Genomic DNA, 25750 nt, shown 5'->3' with positions numbered 1-25750 from the left:
CATTTTAAAGTAGCATTTATTGCCCAATATGTTGCATAAAAGATTGATGAGTGGTCCGTTATAGAAAATAGCACTGGTATATTTATTGAGGCTTCTATTTAAAATGATATTGTATGGCAAAAAATAGTGGGAACAACGTTCGCAATGAAACCCAATGGGAAGAGTTGCCCGGTATTCTTACCAAAGATATTTTTGTTGAACTGGCCGGTTATGAAGGAGATCTTTGTGTCAGTATACTAATGCCAACCCATAAATCGGGCGTGGAGGTAAATGAACAGGTAGACAAGTCAACGTTTAAGAACGTTGTACAACAGGTTGAAAAAAAGCTGGCTGAAAAGAAAAAGGACCCTGCCCTTACTAAAAGTGTACTGCAACCGGCGTATGACCTGTTAACGGATGAGATATTCTGGCGTTCACTCGATAATGGACTGGCTGTTTATATTGCTGATGGCTTTTTCAAATATGTAAAGCTGGCCGCCCCGGTAATTCAATTGATACATGTTAATACTTCGTTTTATGTAAGTCCGTTGATCCCTTATATGGTAAGGACCGAGCATTTTTATTTGCTCGATATTGCTAAAAAATTCCCCCGCTTTTACCGGGCCGATGGTTTTGGGATAGAACGGTTGCAAATTGAAGAAATGCCTTTTGGGGTAGACGATGTAGTACACTTTGAAGAAAAGGACGGCGACACCTTATTCAGAACCGGCGGTAAGGGTGGGAGAGGAAGCGCCAACTTTCATGGCATTGGTGGTGGCAAACCGGAGGAAAATGAAAACATTGCTATATACCTGCAGGAGGTTGATAATACCATTTGGCAAAGTCATTTGAATAAGGAGAATGTGCCTTTGTTGTTAGCCGGACAGAATTTCCTGATCCCTATATTCAAATCAGTTTCCAGGTATAAGAATATCTGGCCCGAAGCCCTGACCGGTAATCATCATCAGCAGAGCGATAATGACCTGTATGAAAAAGCGATGAAAGTGATAAAACCTTATTTTGACCAGCCTTTACAAAACGCCCTAAAGGATTATGGCAACAAACTGGTTACAGCCCTTACCTCTTCTATGATCGATACCATCATTCCTGCAACTTATTACGGAAAAGTATCGCATTTGTTTGTGAAGAAAGGCCTACAGGCTTTTGGTACGTTCAACAAGCAGGATAATAAACTGGTCATGCAGGTGCAGGAAGGGGATCTGAAGCAGGCGGATGACCTGATTGATAAAGCAGTAACAAAAACTATTCAAAACGGAGGGGACGTATACTTTCTGGATGCGGAACAAATGCCAAATCAAAGTGAGTTGGCAGCTTTATTCAGGTATTGAGTGTGAATAGATAACGTCTCCAGCCGGGCCCAAGATATTCGATATCGTGGGCTCTTTTTATGCCGGGGTATACTTACATTTTTAATTTAAAGATCAACGCCTGCCAGGGCAACAGTGTAAGGTTATGGCCTTCCTGTTGCAGCGAGGTTTCGTTGTTGCTGATCAGCTGAAATTGTTTTTTATGCAGTGTTGAGGGAATGGTATAGGGTACCAGTTCATCGGAAAAATTAAGGATGATCAGGGTGGCAGTTTTATCGAGGGTGCGGGTATAGGTATATACCTGTTCATGCTCCGCGTCGTACAACCTGTATTCGCCATAGATCAGTTCCTCGTGGTCTTTTCTCAATTGCACCAGGTGCCTGAAATAATTCAGTGGCGAGTTGCCATCCATATCCTGTGCTTCCTGGTTTATATACACATGGTCGGCATTTACTTTTATCCAGGGTTCACCGGTAGTAAACCCGGCATTGGGGGTGGCATCCCACTGATAAGGCGTACGGCTGTTGTCGCGGGCGCCAAACTGCTGGTCTTTGATGAACTGATCCAGATCTCCCTTCTGGTATTGCAGGTAATGATACATGTACAGGGTTTCTATATCGCGGTAGTCCTGTATGGAGTCAAACTTTATATTGGCCATGCCCAGTTCATCCCCATTGTAAAAGATAGGCGTGGAGCGCATGGTAAGCAAAAAGGTGACGAGCAATTTGGAGGAGGGTATCCTGAATTCGGGTGCGTCGTTGCCCCAACGGGTTAGCATCCGCGGCTGATCGTGGTTGCCTAAATAAATAGTGCCCCAGCCTTCTTTGGCAAACACATCATTCCATTCGGTATACAATTTTTTAAAAGCAGGTAGTGGATAGCCGTTAGGGTCAGGCCGTTTAAACCCCTCTTTGGCATAGCCCAGTCCCATACCTTTAAAATGATACAGCATGTGCAATTCCTGCCGGTCTTCGTGTACGAATTTTAAGGCTTCCTCTATTTCAATGCCCGGTGTTTCGGCTATAGTCACCATCCCGGGATACTTGCTCAGTACCACCTGGTGCATTTCGTGCAGGTATTCATGCAGTTTAGGTCCTTTGGCATAAAAGTAACTCCAGTCGTTGTCGTATTTTTCTTTGACTTCCTTTTTCGAAAGCACGGGCCAGCTGGTATCTTTTGCGATGTAGGAAATAGCATCCAGCCTGTACCCATCGATGCCTTTGTCGAGCCAGAAGCGCATCATTTGATAGATGTCCTGTCTTACTTTGGGGTTCTCCCAGTTAAGATCGGGTTGTTTGTTGCTGAAGTAATGCAGGTAGTAAGCGTTGGTAGCCGCATCAAACTGCCAGGCATCGCCTTTTTTGTCGAAAAAGCTATAGCGGTGTGGCGGCTTTCCTTTTTCTGCCGGCCACCAGTGGTAATAATCGCGATATTGGTTATCCCGCGATTTCCGCGATTCCACAAACCAGGGATGTTCGTCACTGGTATGGTTTACTACCAGGTCCATCAGCAGTTTAATGCCTCTGGCATGCAAACCGACCAGCAGGGTATTGAAGTCGGCAATGGTGCCAAACGTGGGCATAATGGCTTCGTAATTACTGATGTCGTACCCGTTGTCGTCGTTGGGTGACGCATAAATGGGGTTCAGCCATACGAGGCCAACGCCCAGGCTTTGAAGATAATCGAGTTTTGAAATGAGGCCCGGCAGGTCGCCAATTCCATCGGCATTGCTGTCTTTAAAACTGCGGGGATATACCTGGTAGATCACGGTTTCCTTCCACCATTCTTTATCTTTTATCTCCATATGTAGCAATTATTTTTTAATGTCTGATTCATTTTTGCAATCTGCATACCACAGTGCCATTCTTTGACAAAAGCGGCCGGTGCGGTATAAGTTTTGAAAGCATTACCCTATGAAAAAGCGTAAACACCAACATAAAAACCCATATAGAGACCCGAACAATCAGGTCCATAGTGAATTTGAGACCAGCATTGGTAACAATTTCAAAACGGTGGCCAAAGAATCACCGGCTAAAAATGAAAATGAAGCCGACTTAGACGATCCGCTGAACGAAGTACCAGGGGATGAATATGATCTTATAAATGAATGGGATATAAGTGAGAGGCCACCTCAGAAGTCTGTCGGCGAAAAGGAGAAAGTTGACAGGTTACCGCTGTTAATAGGATTAATAGGGTTAATAGGAGCAATTTTGGTGATAGGGGTGGCAAAAAGTTTACGGGTTAACAGGTTGACCACCTGATCAGTTAACCAGGCGGAAAGTTAAAGAGTTGATAAATAATTGGTGGGCTGAATCAAGGATTCCTTGTCAATCCGTCGACCCGCCAACTCGTTAACTTTTTCAGCTTACCTTCGCCCCTCAGATGAAACATTTAAAAGCGTTAGAAAGATATTTCTGGAAGTACCGGTTAAGACTTCTCCTTGGAATCGTATTCATTGTTATTTCCAACTATTTTGCCGTACTGGCCCCTCAGGTCACCGGCTACGTATTTGATGTAGTGCAACGGGCTTTTGGCATAGAATCGAAAAAAGAACCGGTTCAGTATGACTGGCTGGTTACCTGGTTCATTCATTTTGCCGAACAGAACAGAACTATTTCCGTTATTGCGTTATGCGGCATTGTAATTCTGGTGTTGGCCCTTATAAGGGGCATTTTTATGTTCCTGATGCGGCAAACCATCATCGTTATGAGCCGCCACATCGAGTTCGACCAAAAGAACCAGATCTTTCAACACTACCTCACCCTCGACAGCAATTTCTACAAAACCCACAGTACGGGTGACCTGATGAACCGCATGGCCGAGGATGTTAGCCGTGTGCGCATGTTTACCGGACCAGCCATTATGTATTTAATAAACCTGGTGTCGCTTATTTCGTTGTCGGTATATTATATGGTGAAAAAGGATGCCCTGTTAACCCTGTATGTATTGGCACCGCTTCCCATCTTAGCCGTTACTATCTATGTAGTTAACAACATCATCAATAGAAGAAGTGAACGCATTCAGGCCTTGTTGAGCGATTTAACCACCAATGCCCAGGAATCGTATTCCGGCATCCGGGTTATAAAATCGTTTGTACAGGAAAAAGCTATGTACCGTTTTTTTGATAAGAACAGTGAGGAGTATAAAGAAAATGCGATCGGGCTGGCTAAAATGGAAGCGTTGTATTTCCCCTCTATGACCCTGCTGATCGGGCTTAGCACCTTGCTGGCCATCATGATTGGCGGTATTTACGCAATTTACGGTCAGCATAATATTAAAATGAGCACCATTGCCGAGTTTGTGATGTACATAAACATGCTCACCTTCCCGGTTGGCGCCATTGGGTGGACGGCCAGTATGATACAACGGGCGGCTGCTTCGCAAAAGCGCATCAACGAATTTCTGAATACCGACTCTGCCATTGTAAACCCGGTTAACCCCGTTAAGCCTGTTTTACAAGGGAGTATTACCTTCGATAATGTTGACTTTGTATACCCAAACACCGGCATTCAGGCGCTCACAAATTTTAACCTGCATATAAAAAAAGGACAAAAGATCGCCATCATCGGACATACCGGCAGTGGCAAAACCACCATTGCGCAATTGTTATTACGCATGTATGATCCTACGGTTGGAAAGGTAAGTGTGGATGGCACCGATCTGCAACAAATGGACCTGCAGGAGCTGCGCCGCCAGATCAGTTATGTGCCGCAGGATGTATTCCTGTTCAGCGATACCATTAATAATAATATTTTGTTTAGTCCGGGTGGTGCAGTAACTACGGAGACCGCAGTAAAAGCCGCACGATCGGCCAGCGTGGAAAAAGAGATAGAGCAGTTTCACGAAAAATACGACACCATGGTAGGGGAGCGCGGCGTTACCCTGAGCGGTGGACAGAAACAACGGATCTCCATTGCCCGCGCACTGGCAAAAGACCCGCAAATTGTAGTGTTCGATGATTGTTTAAGTGCGGTGGATGCGCGTACCGAGAAAGAAATCCTGGGTAACTTAAGTGTCTATTTGAAACATAAAACGGCAATCATTATTACCCACCGCATCTTCACTTTATTCGATTTTGACAGCATTGTAGTGCTCGACGAAGGGAAAATTGTTGAGACCGGAACACATAGTGAATTATTGTCATTGAACGGTTATTATGCGTATTTATACGAACAACAGCTGCAACAGGAGCGGGAAGAGGGCTAAAATGACTAACAAATGGGGATAACTAAGGGAAATTACTTCGTAAAATGCTAATGAAATTTTGTTGATTCTAAAACAATATTATATTTGTAACGCTTTTTTTTGTGAATATTTGATAATTGTTAACTGCAAAACTTAAATGACTGTGGCGTACGAAAACAACGACAAACGTATGGAAAGCGTTTATAGCAAACGCATAAGAGCTGGGAAAAGAAGAACCTACTTCTTTGATGTGAGGGCTACCCGTGGAAATGATTACTACATTACCATTACGGAGAGCCGCAAAAAATTCAATGAAAACGGGTACGACAGGCACAAGATCTTCCTTTACAAAGAAGACTTCAACAAATTCCTGAAGGCATTAACTGAAGCAGTAGACTACGTGAAAACTGAACTGATGCCTAACTTTGATTTTGACGCCTACAACCACGATCAAGTTGCAGATACAGATATGGATGATGTTATGGACGCACCTGCTGCTACAGCCAGCGCGCCCGTAGTACAACAAGTTAGCAGTGCTATTGCCAGCAATGGTGCAGGTTCTTCTGCAGATGCCGGTGAAGAAGTTGACAAATGGTAATCTCCCATAAATGGTTTATGATCTAGCAAGCTCCCGAAAGGAGCTTTTTTCTTTTTATGGATATTCTGAATAGCTATTGGCAATTCGAAATAAAATGAATGTTACAGGTTACAAGATATAGGTTGCAGGTTGCCAGTTACCGGTTGCCGGGGGCGCGGCCACTACGTTTGAGTTTGAAACCTGATAACTGATAACCACAACCGCACCTCATAGATAACAATTACTTCTCCATAGTATATTCCTGATATTCTTAGTATTAAGGCTGATTGTCTGGTTTGACTGACAAAATATGTAGTTATTGGCCTGAAACCCATGCCTTTATTGCACTGGCATTAAACTTGACATATATGGCAATTGCCTTCAATTCATGGTTAATTAAGCAAGAGTATGTTATTTTGTCACAGATTATTTTTGTATGAAAGAGACGAACATGTTTTTCACGCCTGAAGATGAAATGGATTTTATACCTATTATCCCCCTCAATGAAAATGAAGGAGATAATAATGCAGATATAGTCATTCCGTCGGAATTGCCCCTGTTACCATTGCGTAACACCGTTTTGTTCCCCGGGGTTGTTTTACCAATTACCGTGGGTCGCGATAAAAGTATAAAAGCCGTAAATGATGCCTACAAAGCTGACAAGTTGGTAGGCGTTATAGCGCAAAAAGACAGCAATGTGGAAGATCCCGAGGTAAAAGACCTGGAAGCTGTTGGTACGGTGGCCAAGATCATAAAAATGATCAAAATGCCCGATGGCGGCACCACCGTCATTATCCAGGGCAAACGCCGGTTCAAAGTAAACAGGATCACCAGCGAGGATCCTTACTTTAAGGCCCAGGTAGAGCTGCTGGAAGAGCCGGATGCCCCCAAGAATGAGGACTTTAACGCCTATGTGGCCAATATCAAGGAACTGGCCGGCCAGATCATTCAGCTGTCGCCCAACATCCCTTCTGAAGCTTCCATTATTTTAAAGAATATCGAGAACCCTTCGTTCCTTATTCATTTTATTTCCAGCAACCTGAACACCGAGTTGACTGAAAAGCAGAAACTGCTGGAAATGAATAATATCGAAAAGCGGGCCGACCTGTTGATGAAGTTGTTGCAGCGCGAACTGCAGTTTGCCGAACTCAAAAACAAGGTGACCACCAAAACCAAGACCGAGCTCGATAAACAGCAGCGTGAGTATTTCCTGCAACAGCAAATGAAAAGCATCAAGGAAGAGCTGGGCGGCGATACCAATGAGCGGGAGATCAAGGAAATGATGAAAAAGGCCGAAGCCAAGAAATGGTCTGAGGCGGCCAGGGAAATGTTCAAAAAGGGTATTGAAAAGCTGGAGCGCATGCACCCCAGCACGCCCGATTACTCGGTGGTATACAATCACCTCGACCTGATGCTTGAACTGCCCTGGGGCGAAGTGACTGAAGACCAGTACGATCTGAAAAAAGCTAAAAAGGTGCTCGACCACGACCATTATGGTATGGACAAGGTAAAAGAGCGCCTGTTGGAATACCTGGCCGTGTTGAAACTGAAGGGCGATATGAAAAGCCCCATCCTGTGTTTTGTTGGCCCTCCCGGTATTGGCAAAACGTCTCTGGGACGCAGTATTGCCACTGCCGTTAAACGCAAGTATGGCCGCGTAAGCCTGGGTGGTTTACATGATGAAAGCGAGATCCGCGGTCACCGTAAAACCTATATCGGGGCGATGCCCGGCCGCATTATTCAAATGCTGCGGAAGTTAAAATCATCGAACCCCGTGATCATTCTCGATGAGATCGATAAAGTAGGGAACGACCATCGTGGCGACCCCTCTTCCGCTTTGCTGGAAGTGCTGGACCCGGAACAGAACAATAATTTCTACGATAATTACCTGGAGCTGGAATACGACCTCAGTAAGGTTTTGTTCATTGCTACCGCCAATGATATCAATAATATTCAACCCGCGTTGCGCGACCGCCTGGAGATCATTAATCTGAGTGGGTATGCTGTGGAAGAAAAGGTACAGATAGCCAAACGGCACCTGGTACCCAAACAAAAAGAAGCGCATGGGTTAAAGCCGGTTGATTTTAAGATCGGCGATAACATCCTGGAAAAGATCATTCAAAACTATACCCGGGAAAGCGGAGTGCGTGAACTGGACCGTTACCTGGCTTCCATTATGCGGTATGAGGCAAAGGAATTTGCCATGAACGGGTCGGTAAAAAGCCCGCTTAGCGAGAAGGATGTAGAGAAGATCCTGGGTAAAGCCAAATACAATAATGAAATATACAAGACTGCCAACATGCCCGGTGTGGCCGTTGGTTTGGCCTGGACATATGTAGGCGGTGATATCCTGTTTATGGAAACCAGTCTCAGTGATGGTAAAGGCGAATTAAAGCTTACCGGCAACCTGGGTAATGTAATGAAGGAAAGCGCGGTTACTGCGTTGACTTATTTACAATCGAATGCTAAAAAGATAGGCATCAATCCTTCCCTGTTCGATAAGAAGAACATTCACGTGCATGTGCCAGAAGGCGCGGTGCCGAAGGATGGTCCAAGCGCTGGTATAACCATCATGACAGCTATTACTTCGGCCTTAACAGGTAAGCGGGTGAAACCTTATCTGGCTATGACCGGTGAAATTACATTACGCGGTCAGGTATTGCCGGTAGGGGGTATTAAAGAAAAAGTACTGGCTGCCCGCAGGGCCGGGTTGAAAGAGATAGTAATGTGCTGGCAAAATGAACGTGATGTAAAGGAAATTGAACCTGCTTTTATAAAAGGGTTAACATTTCACTATGTAAAGACAATGCAGCAGGTGTTGGATATTGCCCTTTAATTAGATTTTAATACGAACATCGAACTCAGTTTTGAACAAATAACAATTGAACCCTGTTAGTATAATATTCAACCGAGATTTTTTTTCATGTTGGTTGTTTTAAGGGTTAAAGAAATTCCTCCATGTCAATGGAGGAATTTTTTTTATGCGCCGAAGCCTTGGCGAAGGAGGATTGCATCTTGTTTCTTTTTAGCTATTTTCGCATTGTCCGCTTCGACCTTCATGAAATGCAAGCTGCTTATATTATTTTTTTTATTGATCCTTACCCGTGCAAATGCGCAAACATTGGGTGGTAATACGGTCTATAATTTTCTAAAGCTCTCCAATACGCCCCAGTTAACTGCCTTAGGGGGCATTAATATCTCCAATGAAACCCAGGATATTGGGTTGGCATTCAACAACCCGGCATTATTACGGCCAGCCATGCATACCCAAACAACTATGGTTTTCAATTCTTTTTATGCGGGCATAAAGAATTATCATTTGATGTCGGGGTACCATGCCGCTTCACTCAATACTACTTTTGCTATAGGGGTTAATTATTTTAGCTACGGATCAATAGCCGAAACGGATATGACAGGCAATGTATTGGGTAACATGCGGCCGGCTGATTATGTAGCGCAGTTGAGTGCAACCCGTCAATATGGGGAGCGCTGGCATTACGGGGTTACAGCTAAATTCATTCATTCTTCTTATGGTTTGTACCGTTCGTCGGGCATAGCCATGGATGTAGGCATTGCCTATACCGATACTGTTAACTTATGGCAGGCCTCGCTGGTAGCGAAGAATATGGGTGCTCAAATAAAACAATATGCAGGGACCAGCAGTGGCGATCTGCCTTTTGATCTGCAAGTGGGTATTTCAAAACGACTGGCCCATGCACCGTTGCAGTTTTCGTTAACATTAAATCAGCTGCATCAATTTGATACTCGTTACAATGACACTTTATTTAACAATGAAACTGGTTTAACACAGGATAGCAAAGAAAAAAAATATATATTTGACAAGTTTTTCAGACATGTGACCCTTGCTGTGCAGTTATTTGTTGGTGATAAAATTGAAGTAACAGCAGGGTACAATTACCTCCGCCGCAAAGAACTGAACATAACAAACGCCGGCAACGGACTAAACGGTTTTTCAATGGGTGTTGGCGTGTTATTCAAAAAAATCCAAATCCGCTACGCGAGGAGTTATTATCAAAATAATTCTTCCTATAACCAATTCGGCTTAAACCTCAGGCTAAACGATTATTTCGGCTCAGGCGGGTTGTTGAACAGAGCAGGAAATAAGTAATTGTTTCCCCTTAATTATTCTTAACCGCTTTCCTTAAACTTTTAAAATTTAGGGGGTATGGAAGTTTGTTTATCCAACAAATTCAGTAATCTTAATTTTCGCCATTAAATAAACCTTTTTCTTAATGATCAAAGTGATTATAGCAGATGATCACAAATTAGTACGCGAAGCCTGGAACCTGCTGCTCAGCAGGGATAAACGGCTGTCGATAATTGCCATTTGTGAAAACGGCCGGCAGGTCATTGATGCCTGCAAAACGCTTTCACCCGATGTGGTACTAATGGATATCAATATGGAACCGGTGAGTGGTATTGAAGCTACCAAAATCATCCGGGAACATACTGATGAGATCCGTATTATTGGTATTTCTGTTCATACCGATCTTCCTTATGTGAATGCCTTGATGCATGCCGGTGCCAATGGCTATGTTACCAAAAACTCCTCAGGTGAAGAAATGATCCGCGCTATTATGCTGGTGATGGAGGGGAAGCAGTATTTCTGTAAAGAGATCTCCGATATAATTAGTAGCTGATTCGAAGAGGGGGGCAGAAGCAGGAGGTAAGAGGTAGGAATTAGGAATTAGGAGGTAAGAAGTAGGAAGTAAGAAATAAGAAATTATCATATATGAAAAAGTCCGAAACCAGTTTTACTGATTTCGGACTTTTGTATTTTTCGTACATCCTACTTCTTACTTCGGCGTTTTTACCCAACAAGCTCTTTCTCTTCTTTGAAAGCTTCACGTGGAGTGATTCCCAGCAAATTAAACATCGCCTGGTCTTCATCGAATGAAGGGTTGGGCGTGGTCAGTAACTTCTCACCGGTAAAGATGGAGTTGGCGCCGGCCATAAAGCACATCGCCTGGTCAGAAACGCTCATAGTAGCACGGCCTGCACTCAAACGCACCATGGCTTTGGGCATCAGGATGCGGGCGGTAGCGATCATTTTCACCATATCCCAAACATCTACCTTCTGATTGTTTTCCAATGGTGTACCTGCTACGGCTACCAGTGCATTGATGGGCACACTTTCAGGGTGCTCAGGCATGGTGCTGAGGGTATACAGCATTTTAATACGATCGGCATGGGTTTCGCCCAAACCAACAATACCACCACAGCAAACAGAAATACCGGCTTTGCGAACATTGTCCAGCGTTTCCAGCCGGTCGTCGTAGGTGCGGGTAGTGATGATCTCTGTATAGTATTCTTTTGAGGTATCCAGGTTGTGGTTGTAGGCATATAAACCGGCATCGGCCAGTTTTTGGGCCTGTGTTTCAGTAAGCATACCCAGGGTGCAGCATACTTCCATGCCCATTTCATTTACGCCTTTAACCATATCAATTACGCGGTCGAAGTCGCGGTTATCCCTTACTTCGCGCCAGGCTGCGCCCATACAAAAACGGGTTGAACCGGCTGCTTTTGCTTTGGCGGCATATTCCAGCACCTGGTCTTTTTGCATCAGTGCATGTACGTCAACACCCGTACTGTAGCGGGCTGCCTGCGGACAATAAGCGCAGTCTTCCGAGCAACCACCGGTTTTTATAGAAAGCAGGGTACAAACCTGTACTTCTCCTGTGTCGTTGTACTGCCTGTGTACCGTGGCAGCGCGATAAATGAGCTCAAGCAAGGGGGAATTGTAAATTTCCTGTATTTCTTCAATCTTCCAGTCGTTTCTAATCATGCTGTTTCATTTAAAAGGCGAATATAAGAACATTACCGTTTTCTTATCATTTTGTATAATATCCGGTGGGTACCGGGTACCGGTATCTTTTGAATAATATTAAAATACAATGTAAAGTATTGTTCAAAAATTGTTTGATCGTAGTCTGCGAATGTATCGGGCCTGGTTTTTAGCATCTGCTGTACTTTTTCATCCGCCTTAGGTACAAATTCAATGATCAGTTCTGGTGCTATGTCGTTGAAATAGGCGGCCAGTACCGGCAGGGATATATTCTTGCCAATAACCAGGTGATGAACAAGGGCCAGCGCTAATACCAGGTCAGGTTTAATGCGATCGTGAAAGGCTGCGCGCTCCCGGTTGTGAAACCCGATGGCAGGCGAGGGATTGGCAATGTCCAGCATCAGGGGCAGAATATGCTCCAGGCTGTTTTGCTTAACCTCCTGGTACAACCTTGAAATACAGCGGTTGTCTGAATCGGTGGCTATTACCTGCCTGTTCTGTCCGGCAAATAACCGGGAGAAATAACCGTCATTGGCACCCAGGTCAAGTACCGTGCGGGCATTGGTTTGCCTGCTGAACTCCTGGATGATCTTTTCCTTCTCCTGTAAATATTCCTTACTCAGAATGGTATCTTCGTAATAATTGCTCCAGGTCGTTTTATAAGGTTTACTGGCCGGGAAATTGGTGATGATGTTGTTCAGGTGACTGATCACATCCAGCAGTTTCTTTTTGCTGAATGCGGCGGTTTGTTTGTTGGCCCGCGGGCTGGTAGTGGCCGTGTGTTGCAGGTAAACATGCAACCATACACCCAGGCTCAGCCGGCTTTTCAGGGGCAGCAGTTTAGCCACAAAATCAACCGGAATACCATCTATATAGGTACTGAGTATTTTTTGAATATCCGTTTTCAGGTAATGTTCCAGGTATAATGGGAACAGGAAACATTGACAAAACTGCCGGTAAGCGATCCAGGGTTGTTTGGGATCGTAGGTATCGAAGGAAAGTGTGTCTATGAAAACCGGTTTTCCTTTATGGAATTGTATATTGTAAGGCGTGGCATCTTTCAGTATCATGCCATGCTGTAAGGCGGTTGTTAAAACAGATAAGGTGAGCAGGGCTGCATCCTGCAGTTGTTCAAAACACCATTCGTATGGGTAACTGACAGGGGAAACGGGTTCGGGCTTCAGGGTAGTATACCATTCGGCCGAATTGGTGAAGTTCTCCGTCACTTCTTCATGCGCAATAAGCTGTTTGCGATCTACCAGCTTATTGTACAAACCTGAGTCCATCAATTGACGGTATTGCGCGGCGTAATATTGATTTACCTGCCGGTATATTGTTCCTTCCGATTCAAATATAAAACCCGAGGGGTCTTTAAATGAAGAAGGATGTCGGGTGTAAGTTGTCATTTAGCTATATCCTCTCCTTCAGCTTCCTCTTTTTTAGGCTTCCAGAAGAAAGCCTTCACCTTCCACCATAAGTTTTTAAAGTAGAAAAGTGCACCCAGAATAGCAGCAATTATTACCTGAATCAGGTAACTGCCACTGCCCGGATCTACATACATCAAAAAGATTTTAGCTAACATTTCTAAAATTTGGGAATAAAAGTAAAAAAGATCTCAGAACGAAAAAAAATATTTACTTTTCTCGATTCTATTAGAACGATTTTTTAACCTGGATAGTATTTTTCCCAAAATGACTACAAAAGCGTTTATAAGCTGTTTGCTGCTTTTTTTGTTGGCTGCCGCCTTAAATTGGTTTGCCAGGAAAGAAATGGATTATTCGTTTGCCGACCAGCCAGGCTATAATCAGCTGTACGAAATACGGGAACAAACACGGATCACGCACCTTGCCGATAACAAAAACGGTTCAATTACGATAACTTTTGCCGGCAAGGCCATTCAGAAACAGAACGATTTCAGGGTTTACTATAAAGATTCCTTATTGACTACCAGTAAGGCGGAAACCTGTACTTTTCAACCGCTCCCGGACACCCGGGAATACCATATAAAGATCAATGATGCGGCCGGAGATGTAACAGTTTCTTTAAACAATACGCCGGATTCTGTGTACCGCCTGGTTGGGAACACCACTGCCGTAAACTTCGAAATGACCGGTTCCAATGTGCCCATTGAACCCAATTCGTTATACAGTCTTGCCGATTGGGCAATGAATTTTGATGACCAGTCTGACAGGGACAAAAAAGAGGTAGACGACTATTTAAGGGACTCTATCCAGCTTACGGCAAACGAAACTACCACCGAACGTATATTGAAGATTGCCGATTTTATTCTGCAGCGGGTTAAGGGGATGGATGGTACCCCGGCAGATTCTGTGGCGCAATTGTCGCCGGTAAATAAATTAAAATGCGTTCAGGCCGGCCGGTCAAAAATCTGGTGCGGCATGTACACAAAGATCCTCTGTGCTTTTGCAAACAAGGCGGGGGTACCGGTGCGGTTTATTGAATGCGGCGATACCAGGGCTGGTATGTCAGGTGGCGAGCATGTATTCAGTGAGGTATACCTGAAAGAATATAACAGCTGGGCATATGTTGATCTGACGGCAAAGACGGTGTTTGTTAAAAAAGGAATGCAGTATTTAAATACGATAGATGTGCAGCGGCTGCTAAGATACCCGCTTAATGACCCGGATTTGACAGCAGATTATTTTAACGGGGACAGCATTGTTCAAACACCTTATAACCAGGTGGCCTCCACGGCCCGGACCTATTTTCACCGCAATAATATCTTTCGATTCTATTTCAGTGATTTTTTAAAAGTACAAAACCCGAAGAACCTCTTTGAACGGGGGATTAAGTTGTTTTACTCAAAGCCTTATTATGCGGTGTATGGCGATAATACCGGTATCGGGCGATCGCAATTGATGGTTAGAATAATAAGTACTTATATAATGTTCTTCTTTCTTGGCCTGAGTATCTTCTTTGGTTTCAAATGGCTCAGGCAAAAAACTGCCTAAGCCATTTGAAACTTATTTTACAGATAACTTAAGTTTGTTTTGGGCGTCAGCGTTAATACGGTTTCGTACATTAAGCGAATGGTTTGCTCGATGTCGCTCTTATGCAGCATTTCAACCGTAGTGTGCATATAGCGCAGGGGAATAGAGATCAGTACCGATGGGCAGCCGTCATTGGCATAGGCAAATGAATCGGTGTCGGTGCCGGTGCTGCGCGAAACGGTGCGCAACTGAACGGGAATACTGTTCTTTTCAGCCACATCCTGTACCAGGCTCAACAGTTTATTATGTACTGCCGGACCATAAGCCAGTGAAGGGCCTTTTCCGCAAGCTACATCGCCTTCAATGATCTTGTTGATCATGGGTGTATAGGTGTCGTGCGTAACGTCGGTAATAATGGCCACGTTGGGTTTTATTCTTCGGGCGATCATTTCTGCCCCGCGCAAACCAATTTCTTCCTGAACGGCATTTACAATGTATAAACCGTATGGTAATGTTTTTTTATTTTCTTTCAGTAAACGGGCCACTTCAGCGATCATAAAACCACCTACGCGGTTATCAAAAGCGCGGCCGATGTAATAATCGTTGGCCAGTTCGTCAAAACCATCCTGGTAGGTAACTACCGCTCCAATGTGAATGCCCAGGTCCTCTACTTCTTTTTTATTGCGGGCGCCACTGTCGAGGAACAGGTTCTCCACTTTAGGTGAAGGATCTTTGGCATCGGGGTTATGCAGGCGGGTATGAATAGCCGGCCAGCCAAAAACAGCTTTCACCGGTCCTTTCTTTCCATGTATAAATACGCGTTGTCCGGGGGCTATTACATGGTCCACACCGCCATTGCGTTTCAGGTATATCAGGCCCTCAGGCGTAATGTAGTTCACAAACCAGCTGATCTCATCGGCATGGGCTTCTATCACTACCTTAAATTCGGCTTTGGGATTGATAACGCCTACTGCTGTACCATAGGGGTCAACAAAGGTGGTATCAACCAGCGGAGAAATATAGTTTAACCATAATTTCTGTCCGCTGCTTTCAAAGCCAACAGGGGAGGGGTTGTTTATATAATTCCTGAGAAAGGTAAATGCCTTATCGGTCAAGGTGTAAGTACTTGCAGAAGCGGTCGTTTTACTTTTAGCCATAATTACTGTATTAAAAGGTAAAATCCTGTTCTATGTATGATAAAAATATTGATTTAATCAGCGCAAAACTACTTATTTGGGATGAATATCGTTAATAACGATGAAAACATCATCAATCCGTCCAGTACAAAATAATACAGGTAGTCGCTGAAGTTCTTTTTGGCTACCGGGTACAGCACGGCTGTTATAACGCCGGGAATAAGTAAGAGAACAATAGTCAGGGGCGAAAGTTCGTAGAAATATAGAGCAAGCGTGCTGAGGGCAAACCCTGCCAGCGATGCGGCAAACAGGTTGTTGATGCCGCGTTCATCAAAATAGGTGATCATGCTGCGGATGCCGGATAGTTTATCATAATCCCGGTCGCGGTAATCGAAAATGATACAAATGGCATAAATGAGCGTAAACCGGCTGGTGCAGAAAAGCACGGTGGTCATGTTCCAGTGATGGTCGTCGATGGCAATGGGCAAAAAAGTGGTTACATACATCCATACAAAAGCCAGGAACAGGGTTTTACCCACCGCTATTTTACTGAGCCGGGCAAAAGGGCCGTATTGTAGTTTGGGGGCTGAATACAGGAAGGTAAGGAATACTGCGCCTGCCAGCCAGATCCAGTGTTCAATAAATTGAAAGAAGTACCATACGGAAACAATGGTGCCAATTGAAGTAAGCGCCAGGTGCAGCGTTTTATGGTGTTGCGTCCAGCGGATGCGGGCATTTTCACTGGTGGCATCGCCACTCAGGTACCAATGGAAATTATAACTGCAGAGGGTAGAAAAAAATACAAACACCAGGTACGCAACATGGTTGTACTGCAGATGGAGTAATTGATTGGTTTGAATTACCATCATCAACGCACAACCGGCAATAAATAAACTGGTGAACAGAAACAGGTCTAATAAATATTTCAACATCCTTCAACACGAAACGGCGAATGAATAAAAGCTATTTTTTTAGTTATTGTTCAACAATAATAAGCCCACTTTCTACGGTATCACTTGCGTTTTTGGAAGCATCCCGCATGCTGATCCTAAAGATAAGAGAGTCGGGTGGTGGTGGATTGCCCGGAGGGTTGGCAGCAGATTTAGCATAATTTTCCCAGTCAAGCGTAAGCCGTACTGTTCCTTTTGTGTTATTGGGTATTTCCCCGGGCAATGGCATCCAAAAGCTGTCGCGAACGGTTTGGCCCACTGGCCGTTGATTGATGCGTATCTTTCTTATATAGATGGCCGAATCAGTGGCGAGGTCCCCTTCTTTATCCGTATACTCTAAATCAATGATCAGATTTCCACCCTTGGGCAGCGGGTTCGGACTAATTGATTTTATTTCGATGGAGGGCTTGGTCTGGAACTTATCTTTGCTGCAGGCAACAACCAATAGTAAGGCAAAGGATAAGCCAAGGACGCTATATAAAACAAGCTTTTGCATATGTTGTTATTGTCGTGACAAATTTAAAGCCTAAAGTCTGCAATAAAATTATGATTTGTGAAATAGAAGATAAAATTTTTACCCTTGAACCAGTTGATTTTGAACAATTGGCGCTCGAAGTGTTCCAATTTCAGTACAATAATAATGCTATTTATCAGCATTACGTAAATGCGCTGTCAACAGTTGGGTCGGCCGTGCGTTCAATTGATCAAATCCCCTTTTTACCCATCCGGTTCTTTAAAACAGCCGATATAAAGACTACTGTTTTTGAACCGGAAGCCGTTTTTGAGAGCAGCGGCACCACCCAAACCATCAACAGCCGCCACTATGTAAAGGACCTGGGTATTTACCGCCGTAGTTTTTTACAGGCCTGGGAGCAGTTTTACGGCCCCGTACAGGACTGGTGTGTGATAGGGCTGTTACCGGCCTATCTCGAGCGCCAGAACTCGTCCCTGGTGGTAATGGTGAATGAAATGATCAAACTGAGCGGTCATGCACAAAGCGGTTTTTATTTATATGAGCATGAAAAGCTGGCATCCGTATTACAGGAACTGGAAAAAAAGGGACAAAAGACCTTATTAATCGGCGTTACCTTTGGCCTGCTTGATTTTGCGGAGCAGTACCCCATGCCGTTGAAGCATACCGTAGTGATGGAAACCGGGGGTATGAAGGGCCGCCGCCGCGAAATGACCCGCGAGGAAGTGCATGACATCCTGAGCACGGCCTTTAAAACCCCGTTGATACATTCGGAGTATGGTATGACGGAACTGCTCTCACAAGCTTATTCATACGGCCATGGGTTGTTCGATTGTCCGCCGTGGATGAAAGTGCTGGTACGACAGGATGATGACCCGCTCGATGTTCGGATATCCGGCAGCGGGGTGATCAATATCATTGACCTGGCCAACCTGTATTCCTGTTCTTTTATTGCCACTGACGATGTAGGTACGGTAACTCCTGATGGAAGTTTTGAAATACTGGGTCGTATGGATACCAGCGACATCAGGGGATGTAATTTGTTAATTGCCGGCATCTAGATTTTAACAGCGACTTGTGCAACGATGTGCCTGCTTCACCAGTCAATTACTAAAAGGAAACCGATATGAAGTTATTAGTATTTATTGCGTTGGCTGCCATGCCAACTTTATCATCAAAGTGCCACAAATCTCAAAAACCCGATGAGTATTTGCAAGGCAAGGTGATAAGAATTTCATGCGCCAGCTATATTGTGCAGGTGTTGAACAACAATTCAATTGGCGAAGATGGCTGGAAAGACCAATCGAACAACAACGCTCAATACGATAATGTGTTTAATGCCAGCAATCCCTGCAAACTACCAGGTGGTATAAAAGCGGGTGCTACCATTAAGTTTAAGATCAGTCCGTCAAAAGGGAATGATTGTATAACCTGCATGATGTACGATGCGCCACCTGCGGTAAAATACGACATCAATGATCTGTCTGTAGTAGGGAATTAATACTGTTTTCAAATGATTGGGTCCCCCCACCAAACTTGCTGCCAGCTGGCGGACGAGCTAAGGTGGGGGGACTGCTTTTTGCATGCGTATAGGGTTATTTTAACCAAAAAATCATGGAAACCAAAGCTACGCACGGCTTTAAAGTGGATGCCGGTCAGGATCGTTTTAATGAATCAATCACTTTTTTGGGTGGCAGTTTTGAATGCAAAGTATCAGCAATGGACAGCAGGAGCGGACTATGTGTGTATGATACTACTAAGATGGCAAAAGGTGGTCCGCCTTTTCATTTTCACTACACGCAGGATGAATGGTTTTACATTTTAGAAGGCGAATTTATTTTCAAGATCGGGGACGATATTTTTAATGCCAAAACCGGTGATTCCGTATACGCGCCCCGACAAATTCCACACACTTTTGCCAAAGTAGGCGATGCCAATGGCCGTATGCTTGTTGTGTATCAGCCCGCCGGTACCATGGATGAATTCTATCAACAAGCCAGTCAGTTACCCGATGGTACCCTGCGCGATTTTGAACGGCTGTACCGGATGCATGGTATGGAAATAGTAGGCCCGTCCCTTAAGTTCGATTAAATGCTATCTATATTCAACTTTTAGAAGATCCGTACAGGGAATGGTACATTGTTTTTTATGGCTTTCAAAAGCCAGTTCTATCAGCCGGATGGTATTATAGCCATGTTCTATTCTTTCCTTAACCGGTTTATCGTTTGCCAGGCTGTCATACAGGTTTTTGTAATAGGCCGCATAATCCCCTTTATGGGAAGGGTAGTGTTGGCGGATGATTTGTCCGTTCAATTCTGTATGTAACACGCCATAAATGTCTTCACTTTCTTTGCCCCAGTTTTCACCCACCGGTAATTCACCGGCCCGCAGCAGGGCTTCCTGTGGGTCTTCGCCTGATTTTACAAATGAGCCTTTGGTGCCATGGATCAGGTAACGCGGTCCGGGTTCCCGCACCAGCATGCCGGCCTGCAGTATTACTTTTAAAAAGCCATAATCGAGGCGCAGGTCAAAGTAATCATCTACTTTGGCATGCGGACGTTGTTGGCGGATATCAGCTGTAATGGTATGGGGGATACCGAATAAATACAATACCTGGTCAAGCAGGTGGGGGCCCAGATCGAACAGGATACCGCTGCCTGGCAGTACATGTTCGCGCCAGGCCTGGGGGCGCGCTTCGGCACGGTAACGATCGTAATGCCCTTCAAAGGTGTGTACCTCGCCCAGCAGTTGTTTATCCAGGATCTCTTTGATGGTGTAAAAATCGCTCACATAACGACGGTTCTGGTAAACGCTCAACACTACACTATTGCTATTGGCGATCTCCAGTAATGCCAAAGCTTCCTTTGAGGTGTTGGTAACCGGTTTTTCCAGCACCACATGTTTACCGGCTTCCAGGGCGGCCTTGGCATAAGGGAAATGTGTTTCATTGGGCGTGGTGATCACTATCAGATCTATCTCCTCGTTTTGCACCACCTCTTCAATAGTTTTAACCACCCGCACAAAAGGATATAATGCTTTTGATTCCTGTTTATTCCGTTCTAACACACTAACCAGTTGATAGTTGTTGTTGGTAGTGATAAAAGGCGCATGGAATACCTTAGCGGAAATGCCGAAACCAACCAGCCCTACTTTAATCATTGTGATATCTTTTTATATAGTGACAATCGTGAATTAAGAAATTAGCTGTAAGCAAATACACCTCAGCGCGGATTATTCTTCGCTGCGCTCAGAACTAAGAATTCAGAACAAGGAACTTTAAACTTTGAACTTTCAATTTAGAACTATAAACTGATCTTCCTGTCCCGCGCAATTATCTTCCATTCATCACTGAGTTTCCCATTCTCAACAGTATATCCTCTTTCATGCAGCGCAACGGTTGGACAAACATGAATGGGAATTCCGTACAACACATCACCAGGTTTATAGGAATGGCCTTCACCTGCTTGTAATACCAGGTGTTCTTCGCTATGAGATATGGCTTTTAGCTCCGGTGCATTTATAAAGAAAACCCGTTTGGAGAGCTCGTTTTCGGCAGCAATGGATTTATGCCCCAGGTCAACACAAATATGGGTATCGTTGGGCAATGAAACCACACGGGTTACAACGATCGCAGCAATCTGAAAAGGTTGTTCAGTATTTTGGTCCTGGTAGCTTTTATCCCAGAAAATAAACGTACCCGGACTGCATTCCACCTGCCCCCGTTTGGCGTGAATGGGAAAACTGGGCGAGCCGCCGGCAATTACTTTTATGTTCGGATAACCGGTCGATTGTAATGCCTGCAAGAGGTCTTCCACTTTGGCATAAGCCTCATTACTCTGGGCCGTGCGTTCTGCCAGCGTGCCGCGGGTATGACCATCGTAAGCATGCAGGCCGGCTATTGACAGGCCTTTTGTGTTCGCACAATATTTGTACAACTCAATGGCTTTTTCACCCGGCGTTATGCCGGTGCGGTTCTGCCCAACATTTAAATCGATGTATACGGCAATGGCAGCACCCACCGCCGCAAATGCTTCCCCAATGGCAGAGGCGCTGGGGATATTATCAACCAGGCAGGAGTAAAACGTATTGGGATATTGTTGCGTTACCTTTACAAAGCGTTCCAGTTTGGGACCAACGGGCTGATAAGCCAGTACCACATCAGGCGCCCCGCACATCCCCAGCATTTCTGCTTCCGCAATGGTGGCGCATTTGAATTTGGTGATACCCGCTGCCAGCATCAGTTGTGTGGCTTCTTTTGTTTTGTGGGTCTTTGCATGCGGGCGCAGCCGTTGCGGATCATCGATCATTGCCTTCAGGGTATTGATGTTTGCCTTTACCCGTTCAGGAAATATTACCAGGGCGGGCGTATCCAGTTTGTCAATATCCTCGATCAAATACCAGTTATTTTCCATTGGTGTGTATTTCGATGGAATCAAAGGTAATGACTTTAGCAGGTTCCCTGATTATACAAAAATATCCATGATCAAAACCCCGATGAGCCCCATTACAGATACAATGGTCTCCATCATTGACCAGGAGCGGATGGTATCGCGAATGCTGAGGTTGAAATATTCTTTATACATCCAGAAACCGGAATCATTTACATGGGAGAAGAATAAACTGCCGGCACCAATCGACAGCACCATCAGGTTGGCATTTACGTGCATTTGTGGAATAATTGGCCCGATAATTCCGGCAGCTGTGAGTCCGGCCACAGTAGCCGAGCCCACACAAATGCGGATAACAGCGGCTATCAGCCAGCCCAGTAACAACGGATGCATGGGCCAGTCTTTTATACTGTCCGCAATGGTGGTACTTACACCACTATCGGTAAATACCTGTTTCAGCACACCCGCACCGGCAACCACCAGTAAGATCAGCGCTACATCTTTTATAGCATCGCCATAAATGTCCATGATCGCTTTTATTGACCGGCCGGTATGAATGCCCAGGGTAAAAGTAGCCACCAGCAGTGACAGCAGCATTACGATCACCGGGTCGCTGATAAAATCATTCGCTTGTTTCGAAGGGCCCGACAAAGTGGTGACCAGTGGAATAATAGTAGTAATGGTCAGTAAGATCACGGGCAGCAGGGCGGTTAAAAAGCTGTTGCCTGCATGCGGCAACTGTTCGGCAGGGATCACTTTCGATTGAAAGGTTTGCAGCGGTTCACTGCGGATATGCTTCAGGGTTTTGGCAAACAGCGGACCGGCCACAATGATAGCAGGTATTGCCAGCATGATGCCATACATCAACGTAAGTCCCATGTTGGCTTTTAGCTGCGATACCAGTGCCGTAGGCGACGGGTGGGGCGGTAAAAAGCCATGGGTTACCGATAAGGCAGCCAGCATGGGCAGGCCAATGTATACGGCCGGCAATTTGTACTGGTATACTACCGAAAAGATCAGCGGTACCATTAATACAAAACCCACATTATAATACAGGGGAATACCTACCACAAAACCAGTTACCATTAAAGCCCACTGCAGATGTTTCTCCCCAAAAGTGCGCATGAGCACCTGGGTGATCTTTTGCGCGGCGCCGCTTTCTGCTACCAGTTTTCCCAGCATGGCGCCCAGGCCAATGATCACTACCAGCGAACCCAGTGTATCGCCAATGCCCTTTTGTACAGAAGTAGTGATCTTGTTCAATGGGATGCCCAGCCAAAGGCCCGCACCTATGGAAACGATGAGAAAGGCTAAAAATGGATTGAATTTTGCCCAGGATATCAGCAGCACCAGGGCAATGATGCAGGTAAAGACAATAAGTAATGTTGTCATGGTAAATGGATATGGCAAGTAATGGTACCGGTTAAACGAAATTCCCCACTTAGTGGTTGGATTTCCCCTCTGGTACTAATATAGCATTTTTTGTTGAAAGGGGCTGAAGGGCAGAGGGCAGAAGGCAGAGGGCAGAAGGCTGAAGGGCAGAGGGCAGAGAGGAAAGGCAGCAGGCCCTCCTATGCCAAGGCTTCAGCGGGCGAGGCAACAGCCGCGACAGCCGAGAACTACGAACTCAATACCCCAACAACCTACGAACTCAATAACCAACGAACTTAATAACCTACGAACCTAATAACTTTAAACTTAAAACTTTAAACTTTAAACTAACTTGGCGGAATGGATTCACTTACGCATATAGTTTTAGGTGCTTGTATTGGTGAAGTGTTTATTGGTAAGAAGTTCGGCAAGCGGGCTTTGTTACTGGGCGCAGTGGCGCAAAGCCTGCCCGATATTGATTTTGTTGCCTCTTTCTGGATGCCTACTACCCGCGACCTGATCGCTCACCGGGGCATTACCCATTCCTTATTATTCCTGGTGCTTGTTTCGCCTTTGCTGGCCTGGCTGGCTGATAAATGGCGACGGCCACATAATATTGCTTTTACAACCTGGGTTTGGTTTTTTGCCACGGAATTAATGACGCATTTGGCGCTTGACTGCTTCAATGCCTATGGAACGGGTTTACTGGAGCCTTTCTCGCACAAGCGGTTTTGTGTGCATGCCATGTTTGTGGCCGATCCATTGTTTACTATTTTACCACTGGTGGTTACCATTGCGTTGCTGTTCATGAGAACAGATCACAAAAGAAAACGCTGGGCAGCCATTTCCATTGGTTGGTGTATTTTCTATCTGATCATTGATGTGGTAAATAAATCGATTGTAGAAGCGGCGGTATACCGGGCTACCGGAAAAAAAAATATTACCTACCGGCGGCATTTTACCACGCCCACGCCTTTGAATAACCTGTTGTGGTATGTGGTGTTGGAAGATGACAAGGGCTATCACATCGGCTATCGGTCGGTGTTCGATAGAAAGGAGGATGTCGATTTCACTTATTTCCCCCGTAACGATTCCTTATTAAACCCCGTAAAAGACCTGGATGAACTGAAAGACCTGTTTATTTTCTCCCAGGGTTATTATACCATTGAAAGGGAAGGGAACAGCCTTGTGTTCAACGACCTCCGGTTTGGACAAATGACAGGCTGGTATAAGCCAAGAGCCGGATTTGTTTTTCATTATTACCTGCAACGGCCCTATGGCAATAACATGGTGGTACAGCGCGGGCGCTTCGCCAATTGGGACAAGGCGGTGTTTAAGTCGATGCTGCACCGGATCAAGGGAGAGTAGCTTATCTGCTTTGCTTAAAGTAGAAGGTGAACAGGTAAACGATGATCCGCACCAGCCAGTATGAACAATATTGAATAAACCGCTGAAAGAGGTTGAACTTTTTATTGAATGCCTCCTGCGTTACCAACACGCAGTCGTTTTTTATAACGGCTTCCAGTTTACCCTGCACCAGGGTGGCGAATTCTGCATCGTTCACATCTATATTCAGTTCCACGCTGGCATAGGCGCTGATGTCATTGACGTTGTAGCTCCCGATAGTTACCCATTTTTTATCGCGGGTGGCCATTTTACCGTGCAATACCGCCTTGGTATATTCATACAACCTGATATTGCGCTTCAACATCCAGCGGTACATATACCGTTCGGCATGTTTGGCCAGCGGTACATCCGATTTGCCGGCTACAATAACCTGGATATCGATATTGCGTTTGGCAGCCCGCGACAGGTGGTGTCTGATGATGGTACCTGGTAAAAAATACCCCGACATAATGATCACGTTCGAAGAAGCCTTCTTCAGCATATCGATATAACTGCGTGAGATCTGGTTCTTGCTTTTTACCCAATCGTTCCGGCGAATGCGAAGCGGGGTATGGCCGGAATTGGGGAAAATGGGCAGGTTATTCCGCAGCGATCTTTTTAGCGATACCTGGCCAGGCCTGGCCCAAACATCGGTACAAATGCTGAACAACACACCGGCGGCTGGTCCTTCTACATACAGGGCCCAATCGAGCCAGGCCGGTTCATCGTCCATATCATTGTAGCGATTGCTGATGTTGATGCCGCCTACCAATCCAAAATGGCCATCTACCACCAGTACCTTGTGGTGCATACGGCGGCCAAAATAAAAATGTTCGCTTTTTAAGAGGGGTTCAAAAAAACGGAAATTAACGCCGGCTGTTTGTATTGCTTTTATAAATCCGGCCGATAATTCTTTTGAAGCATAGCCATCGGCCAGCAGGTAAACACTAACGCCTCGTTTGGCAGCAGCCATCAGGGCATTGCCTACCAGTCGGCCGGTTTCATCATCTTCATAAATATACACCTGCAGGTGTATGGAGTGTTGCGCCATTTCGATCAACCGGGTGAGCACAGAAAAATATTCCCTGCCACCCCTGACCAACTTTACCTGGTTATAGGGAAGATAAGCTGTAGATTTTTTATTGTTACCGCGCAACATAGCTGCCAAACTACAAAAATTATGCACGCAGTGTAAGTCCCGGAATAAGAAAAGAAAATGGT

Annotated in this window: 23 protein-coding genes; 12 read left to right on the top strand and 11 right to left on the bottom strand. The window is 45.1% G+C overall.

Translation table 11 applies throughout. The annotated features are described in order from the left end of the window. The first annotated feature begins 113 nt into the window (after positions 1–113). Complete coding sequence (locus tag BMX95_RS13425) at positions 114–1328, top strand: baeRF7 domain-containing protein (RefSeq protein ID WP_081204698.1); 1215 nt, start codon at positions 114–116, stop codon at positions 1326–1328. Positions 1329–1401: 73 nt separating this feature from the next. On the opposite strand, the gene BMX95_RS13420 is transcribed toward BMX95_RS13425, so the two are convergent. Next, positions 1402–3111, bottom strand: a complete 1710-nt coding sequence (locus tag BMX95_RS13420; RefSeq protein ID WP_081204699.1) for a glycoside hydrolase family 13 protein — start codon at positions 3109–3111, stop codon at positions 1402–1404. A 109-nt stretch (positions 3112–3220) separates the two neighbouring features. Between BMX95_RS13420 and BMX95_RS13415 the strand changes: the two genes are divergently transcribed. The 6 genes from BMX95_RS13415 to BMX95_RS13390 all read left to right on the top strand — a co-directional run bounded on the left by BMX95_RS13415 (position 3221) and on the right by BMX95_RS13390 (position 10730). Next, positions 3221–3568 (top strand): hypothetical protein, encoded by a 348-nt coding sequence (locus BMX95_RS13415; RefSeq protein WP_081204700.1) that lies wholly within the window; start codon positions 3221–3223, stop codon positions 3566–3568. Positions 3569–3689: 121 nt separating this feature from the next. Further along, positions 3690–5513 carry an ABC transporter ATP-binding protein gene (locus BMX95_RS13410; RefSeq protein ID WP_081204701.1) on the top strand — a complete coding sequence of 608 codons (1824 nt, stop codon included), beginning with the start codon at positions 3690–3692 and terminating at the stop codon, positions 5511–5513. A gap of 136 nt (positions 5514–5649) precedes the next feature. Continuing rightward, positions 5650–6090, top strand: coding sequence for a DUF3276 family protein (locus BMX95_RS13405; protein WP_081204702.1), 441 nt, complete (start codon positions 5650–5652; stop codon positions 6088–6090). Positions 6091–6505: 415 nt separating this feature from the next. Then, entirely contained in the window at positions 6506–8905 is a 2400-nt protein-coding gene (lon, locus tag BMX95_RS13400; protein WP_081204703.1) for an endopeptidase La, read from the top strand. A 222-nt stretch (positions 8906–9127) separates the two neighbouring features. Further along, on the top strand, positions 9128–10198 hold the full coding sequence (gene porQ, locus BMX95_RS13395) for a type IX secretion system protein PorQ (RefSeq protein ID WP_081204704.1): 1071 nt from the start codon (positions 9128–9130) through the stop codon (positions 10196–10198). A gap of 124 nt (positions 10199–10322) precedes the next feature. Then, entirely contained in the window at positions 10323–10730 is a 408-nt protein-coding gene (locus BMX95_RS13390; RefSeq protein WP_081204705.1) for a response regulator, read from the top strand. A 170-nt stretch (positions 10731–10900) separates the two neighbouring features. Here BMX95_RS13390 and bioB read toward each other — a convergent pair whose 3' ends face one another. From bioB to BMX95_RS13375, 3 genes are read right to left on the bottom strand one after another with little or no spacing between them, the layout of a single operon-like run. After that, positions 10901–11875, bottom strand: coding sequence for a biotin synthase BioB (gene bioB / locus BMX95_RS13385; protein ID WP_081204706.1), 975 nt, complete (start codon positions 11873–11875; stop codon positions 10901–10903). Between the two features lie 32 nt (positions 11876–11907). After that, positions 11908–13281 (bottom strand): class I SAM-dependent methyltransferase, encoded by a 1374-nt coding sequence (locus tag BMX95_RS13380; RefSeq protein ID WP_081204707.1) that lies wholly within the window; start codon positions 13279–13281, stop codon positions 11908–11910. Next, a complete protein-coding gene (locus tag BMX95_RS13375; RefSeq protein ID WP_081204708.1) occupies positions 13278–13457 on the bottom strand; it encodes a hypothetical protein in 180 nt (59 codons plus the stop codon). The genes BMX95_RS13380 and BMX95_RS13375 overlap by 4 nt, the downstream gene beginning before the upstream one ends. 109 nt (positions 13458–13566) lie before the next feature. On the opposite strand from BMX95_RS13375, the gene BMX95_RS13370 reads away from it, so the two are divergent. Next, entirely contained in the window at positions 13567–14847 is a 1281-nt protein-coding gene (locus BMX95_RS13370; protein WP_081204709.1) for a transglutaminase-like domain-containing protein, read from the top strand. Between the two features lie 17 nt (positions 14848–14864). Here BMX95_RS13370 and BMX95_RS13365 read toward each other — a convergent pair whose 3' ends face one another. The 3 genes from BMX95_RS13365 to BMX95_RS13355 all read right to left on the bottom strand — a co-directional run bounded on the left by BMX95_RS13365 (position 14865) and on the right by BMX95_RS13355 (position 17408). Beyond that, a complete protein-coding gene (locus tag BMX95_RS13365; RefSeq protein WP_081204710.1) occupies positions 14865–15983 on the bottom strand; it encodes a M42 family metallopeptidase in 1119 nt (372 codons plus the stop codon). Between the two features lie 68 nt (positions 15984–16051). Then, positions 16052–16894 (bottom strand): UbiA prenyltransferase family protein, encoded by an 843-nt coding sequence (locus BMX95_RS13360; RefSeq protein WP_081204711.1) that lies wholly within the window; start codon positions 16892–16894, stop codon positions 16052–16054. 43 nt (positions 16895–16937) lie between these two features. After that, on the bottom strand, positions 16938–17408 hold the full coding sequence (locus tag BMX95_RS13355; protein WP_081204712.1) for a hypothetical protein: 471 nt from the start codon (positions 17406–17408) through the stop codon (positions 16938–16940). A 50-nt stretch (positions 17409–17458) separates the two neighbouring features. Here BMX95_RS13355 and BMX95_RS13350 point away from each other — a divergent pair, with 50 nt between their 5' ends. The 3 genes from BMX95_RS13350 to BMX95_RS13340 all read left to right on the top strand — a co-directional run bounded on the left by BMX95_RS13350 (position 17459) and on the right by BMX95_RS13340 (position 19475). Beyond that, complete coding sequence (locus BMX95_RS13350; protein ID WP_081204713.1) at positions 17459–18445, top strand: LuxE/PaaK family acyltransferase; 987 nt, start codon at positions 17459–17461, stop codon at positions 18443–18445. 65 nt (positions 18446–18510) lie between these two features. Then, a complete protein-coding gene (locus BMX95_RS13345) occupies positions 18511–18885 on the top strand; it encodes a hypothetical protein (protein ID WP_081204714.1) in 375 nt (124 codons plus the stop codon). A 113-nt stretch (positions 18886–18998) separates the two neighbouring features. Next, on the top strand, positions 18999–19475 hold the full coding sequence (locus BMX95_RS13340; protein ID WP_081204715.1) for a cupin domain-containing protein: 477 nt from the start codon (positions 18999–19001) through the stop codon (positions 19473–19475). A gap of 3 nt (positions 19476–19478) precedes the next feature. Here the strand turns inward: BMX95_RS13340 and BMX95_RS13335 are convergent, their stop codons facing one another. From BMX95_RS13335 to BMX95_RS13325, 3 genes are all read right to left on the bottom strand, one after another. Beyond that, a complete protein-coding gene (locus BMX95_RS13335) occupies positions 19479–20543 on the bottom strand; it encodes an oxidoreductase (protein WP_081204716.1) in 1065 nt (354 codons plus the stop codon). Positions 20544–20686: 143 nt separating this feature from the next. Continuing rightward, entirely contained in the window at positions 20687–21796 is a 1110-nt protein-coding gene (locus tag BMX95_RS13330) for a D-TA family PLP-dependent enzyme (RefSeq protein ID WP_081204717.1), read from the bottom strand. 51 nt (positions 21797–21847) lie between these two features. Then, on the bottom strand, positions 21848–23164 hold the full coding sequence (locus BMX95_RS13325) for a gluconate:H+ symporter (protein ID WP_081204718.1): 1317 nt from the start codon (positions 23162–23164) through the stop codon (positions 21848–21850). Between the two features lie 339 nt (positions 23165–23503). Between BMX95_RS13325 and BMX95_RS13315 the strand changes: the two genes are divergently transcribed. Beyond that, positions 23504–24511 carry a metal-dependent hydrolase gene (locus BMX95_RS13315; RefSeq protein ID WP_081204720.1) on the top strand — a complete coding sequence of 336 codons (1008 nt, stop codon included), beginning with the start codon at positions 23504–23506 and terminating at the stop codon, positions 24509–24511. A 1-nt stretch (position 24512) separates the two neighbouring features. Here the strand turns inward: BMX95_RS13315 and BMX95_RS13310 are convergent, their stop codons facing one another. Further along, entirely contained in the window at positions 24513–25688 is a 1176-nt protein-coding gene (locus BMX95_RS13310) for a phospholipase D-like domain-containing protein (protein ID WP_081204721.1), read from the bottom strand. Between the last annotated feature and the right edge of the window lie 62 nt (positions 25689–25750).

The sequence above is a fragment of the Niastella yeongjuensis genome (assembly GCF_900110245.1).
GTDB classification, from domain to species: Bacteria; Bacteroidota; Bacteroidia; order Chitinophagales; family Chitinophagaceae; genus Niastella; species Niastella yeongjuensis.
Note: the sequence above shows the minus strand (reverse complement) of the source record. Positions and strands in the feature narration are given on the sequence as shown.

Coding starts and splice junctions, on each gene's coding strand:
- BMX95_RS13425 (WP_081204698.1), top strand. CDS start 114: ATGGCAAAAAATAGTGGGAACAACGTTCGCAATGAAACCCAATGGGAA.
- BMX95_RS13420 (WP_081204699.1), bottom strand. CDS start 3,111: ATGGAGATAAAAGATAAAGAATGGTGGAAGGAAACCGTGATCTACCAG.
- BMX95_RS13415 (WP_081204700.1), top strand. CDS start 3,221: ATGAAAAAGCGTAAACACCAACATAAAAACCCATATAGAGACCCGAAC.
- BMX95_RS13410 (WP_081204701.1), top strand. CDS start 3,690: ATGAAACATTTAAAAGCGTTAGAAAGATATTTCTGGAAGTACCGGTTA.
- BMX95_RS13405 (WP_081204702.1), top strand. CDS start 5,650: ATGACTGTGGCGTACGAAAACAACGACAAACGTATGGAAAGCGTTTAT.
- lon (WP_081204703.1), top strand. CDS start 6,506: ATGAAAGAGACGAACATGTTTTTCACGCCTGAAGATGAAATGGATTTT.
- porQ (WP_081204704.1), top strand. CDS start 9,128: ATGAAATGCAAGCTGCTTATATTATTTTTTTTATTGATCCTTACCCGT.
- BMX95_RS13390 (WP_081204705.1), top strand. CDS start 10,323: ATGATCAAAGTGATTATAGCAGATGATCACAAATTAGTACGCGAAGCC.
- bioB (WP_081204706.1), bottom strand. CDS start 11,875: ATGATTAGAAACGACTGGAAGATTGAAGAAATACAGGAAATTTACAAT.
- BMX95_RS13380 (WP_081204707.1), bottom strand. CDS start 13,281: ATGACAACTTACACCCGACATCCTTCTTCATTTAAAGACCCCTCGGGT.
- BMX95_RS13375 (WP_081204708.1), bottom strand. CDS start 13,457: ATGTTAGCTAAAATCTTTTTGATGTATGTAGATCCGGGCAGTGGCAGT.
- BMX95_RS13370 (WP_081204709.1), top strand. CDS start 13,567: ATGACTACAAAAGCGTTTATAAGCTGTTTGCTGCTTTTTTTGTTGGCT.
- BMX95_RS13365 (WP_081204710.1), bottom strand. CDS start 15,983: ATGGCTAAAAGTAAAACGACCGCTTCTGCAAGTACTTACACCTTGACC.
- BMX95_RS13360 (WP_081204711.1), bottom strand. CDS start 16,894: ATGTTGAAATATTTATTAGACCTGTTTCTGTTCACCAGTTTATTTATT.
- BMX95_RS13355 (WP_081204712.1), bottom strand. CDS start 17,408: ATGCAAAAGCTTGTTTTATATAGCGTCCTTGGCTTATCCTTTGCCTTA.
- BMX95_RS13350 (WP_081204713.1), top strand. CDS start 17,459: ATGATTTGTGAAATAGAAGATAAAATTTTTACCCTTGAACCAGTTGAT.
- BMX95_RS13345 (WP_081204714.1), top strand. CDS start 18,511: ATGAAGTTATTAGTATTTATTGCGTTGGCTGCCATGCCAACTTTATCA.
- BMX95_RS13340 (WP_081204715.1), top strand. CDS start 18,999: ATGGAAACCAAAGCTACGCACGGCTTTAAAGTGGATGCCGGTCAGGAT.
- BMX95_RS13335 (WP_081204716.1), bottom strand. CDS start 20,543: ATGATTAAAGTAGGGCTGGTTGGTTTCGGCATTTCCGCTAAGGTATTC.
- BMX95_RS13330 (WP_081204717.1), bottom strand. CDS start 21,796: ATGGAAAATAACTGGTATTTGATCGAGGATATTGACAAACTGGATACG.
- BMX95_RS13325 (WP_081204718.1), bottom strand. CDS start 23,164: ATGACAACATTACTTATTGTCTTTACCTGCATCATTGCCCTGGTGCTG.
- BMX95_RS13315 (WP_081204720.1), top strand. CDS start 23,504: ATGGATTCACTTACGCATATAGTTTTAGGTGCTTGTATTGGTGAAGTG.
- BMX95_RS13310 (WP_081204721.1), bottom strand. CDS start 25,688: ATGTTGCGCGGTAACAATAAAAAATCTACAGCTTATCTTCCCTATAAC.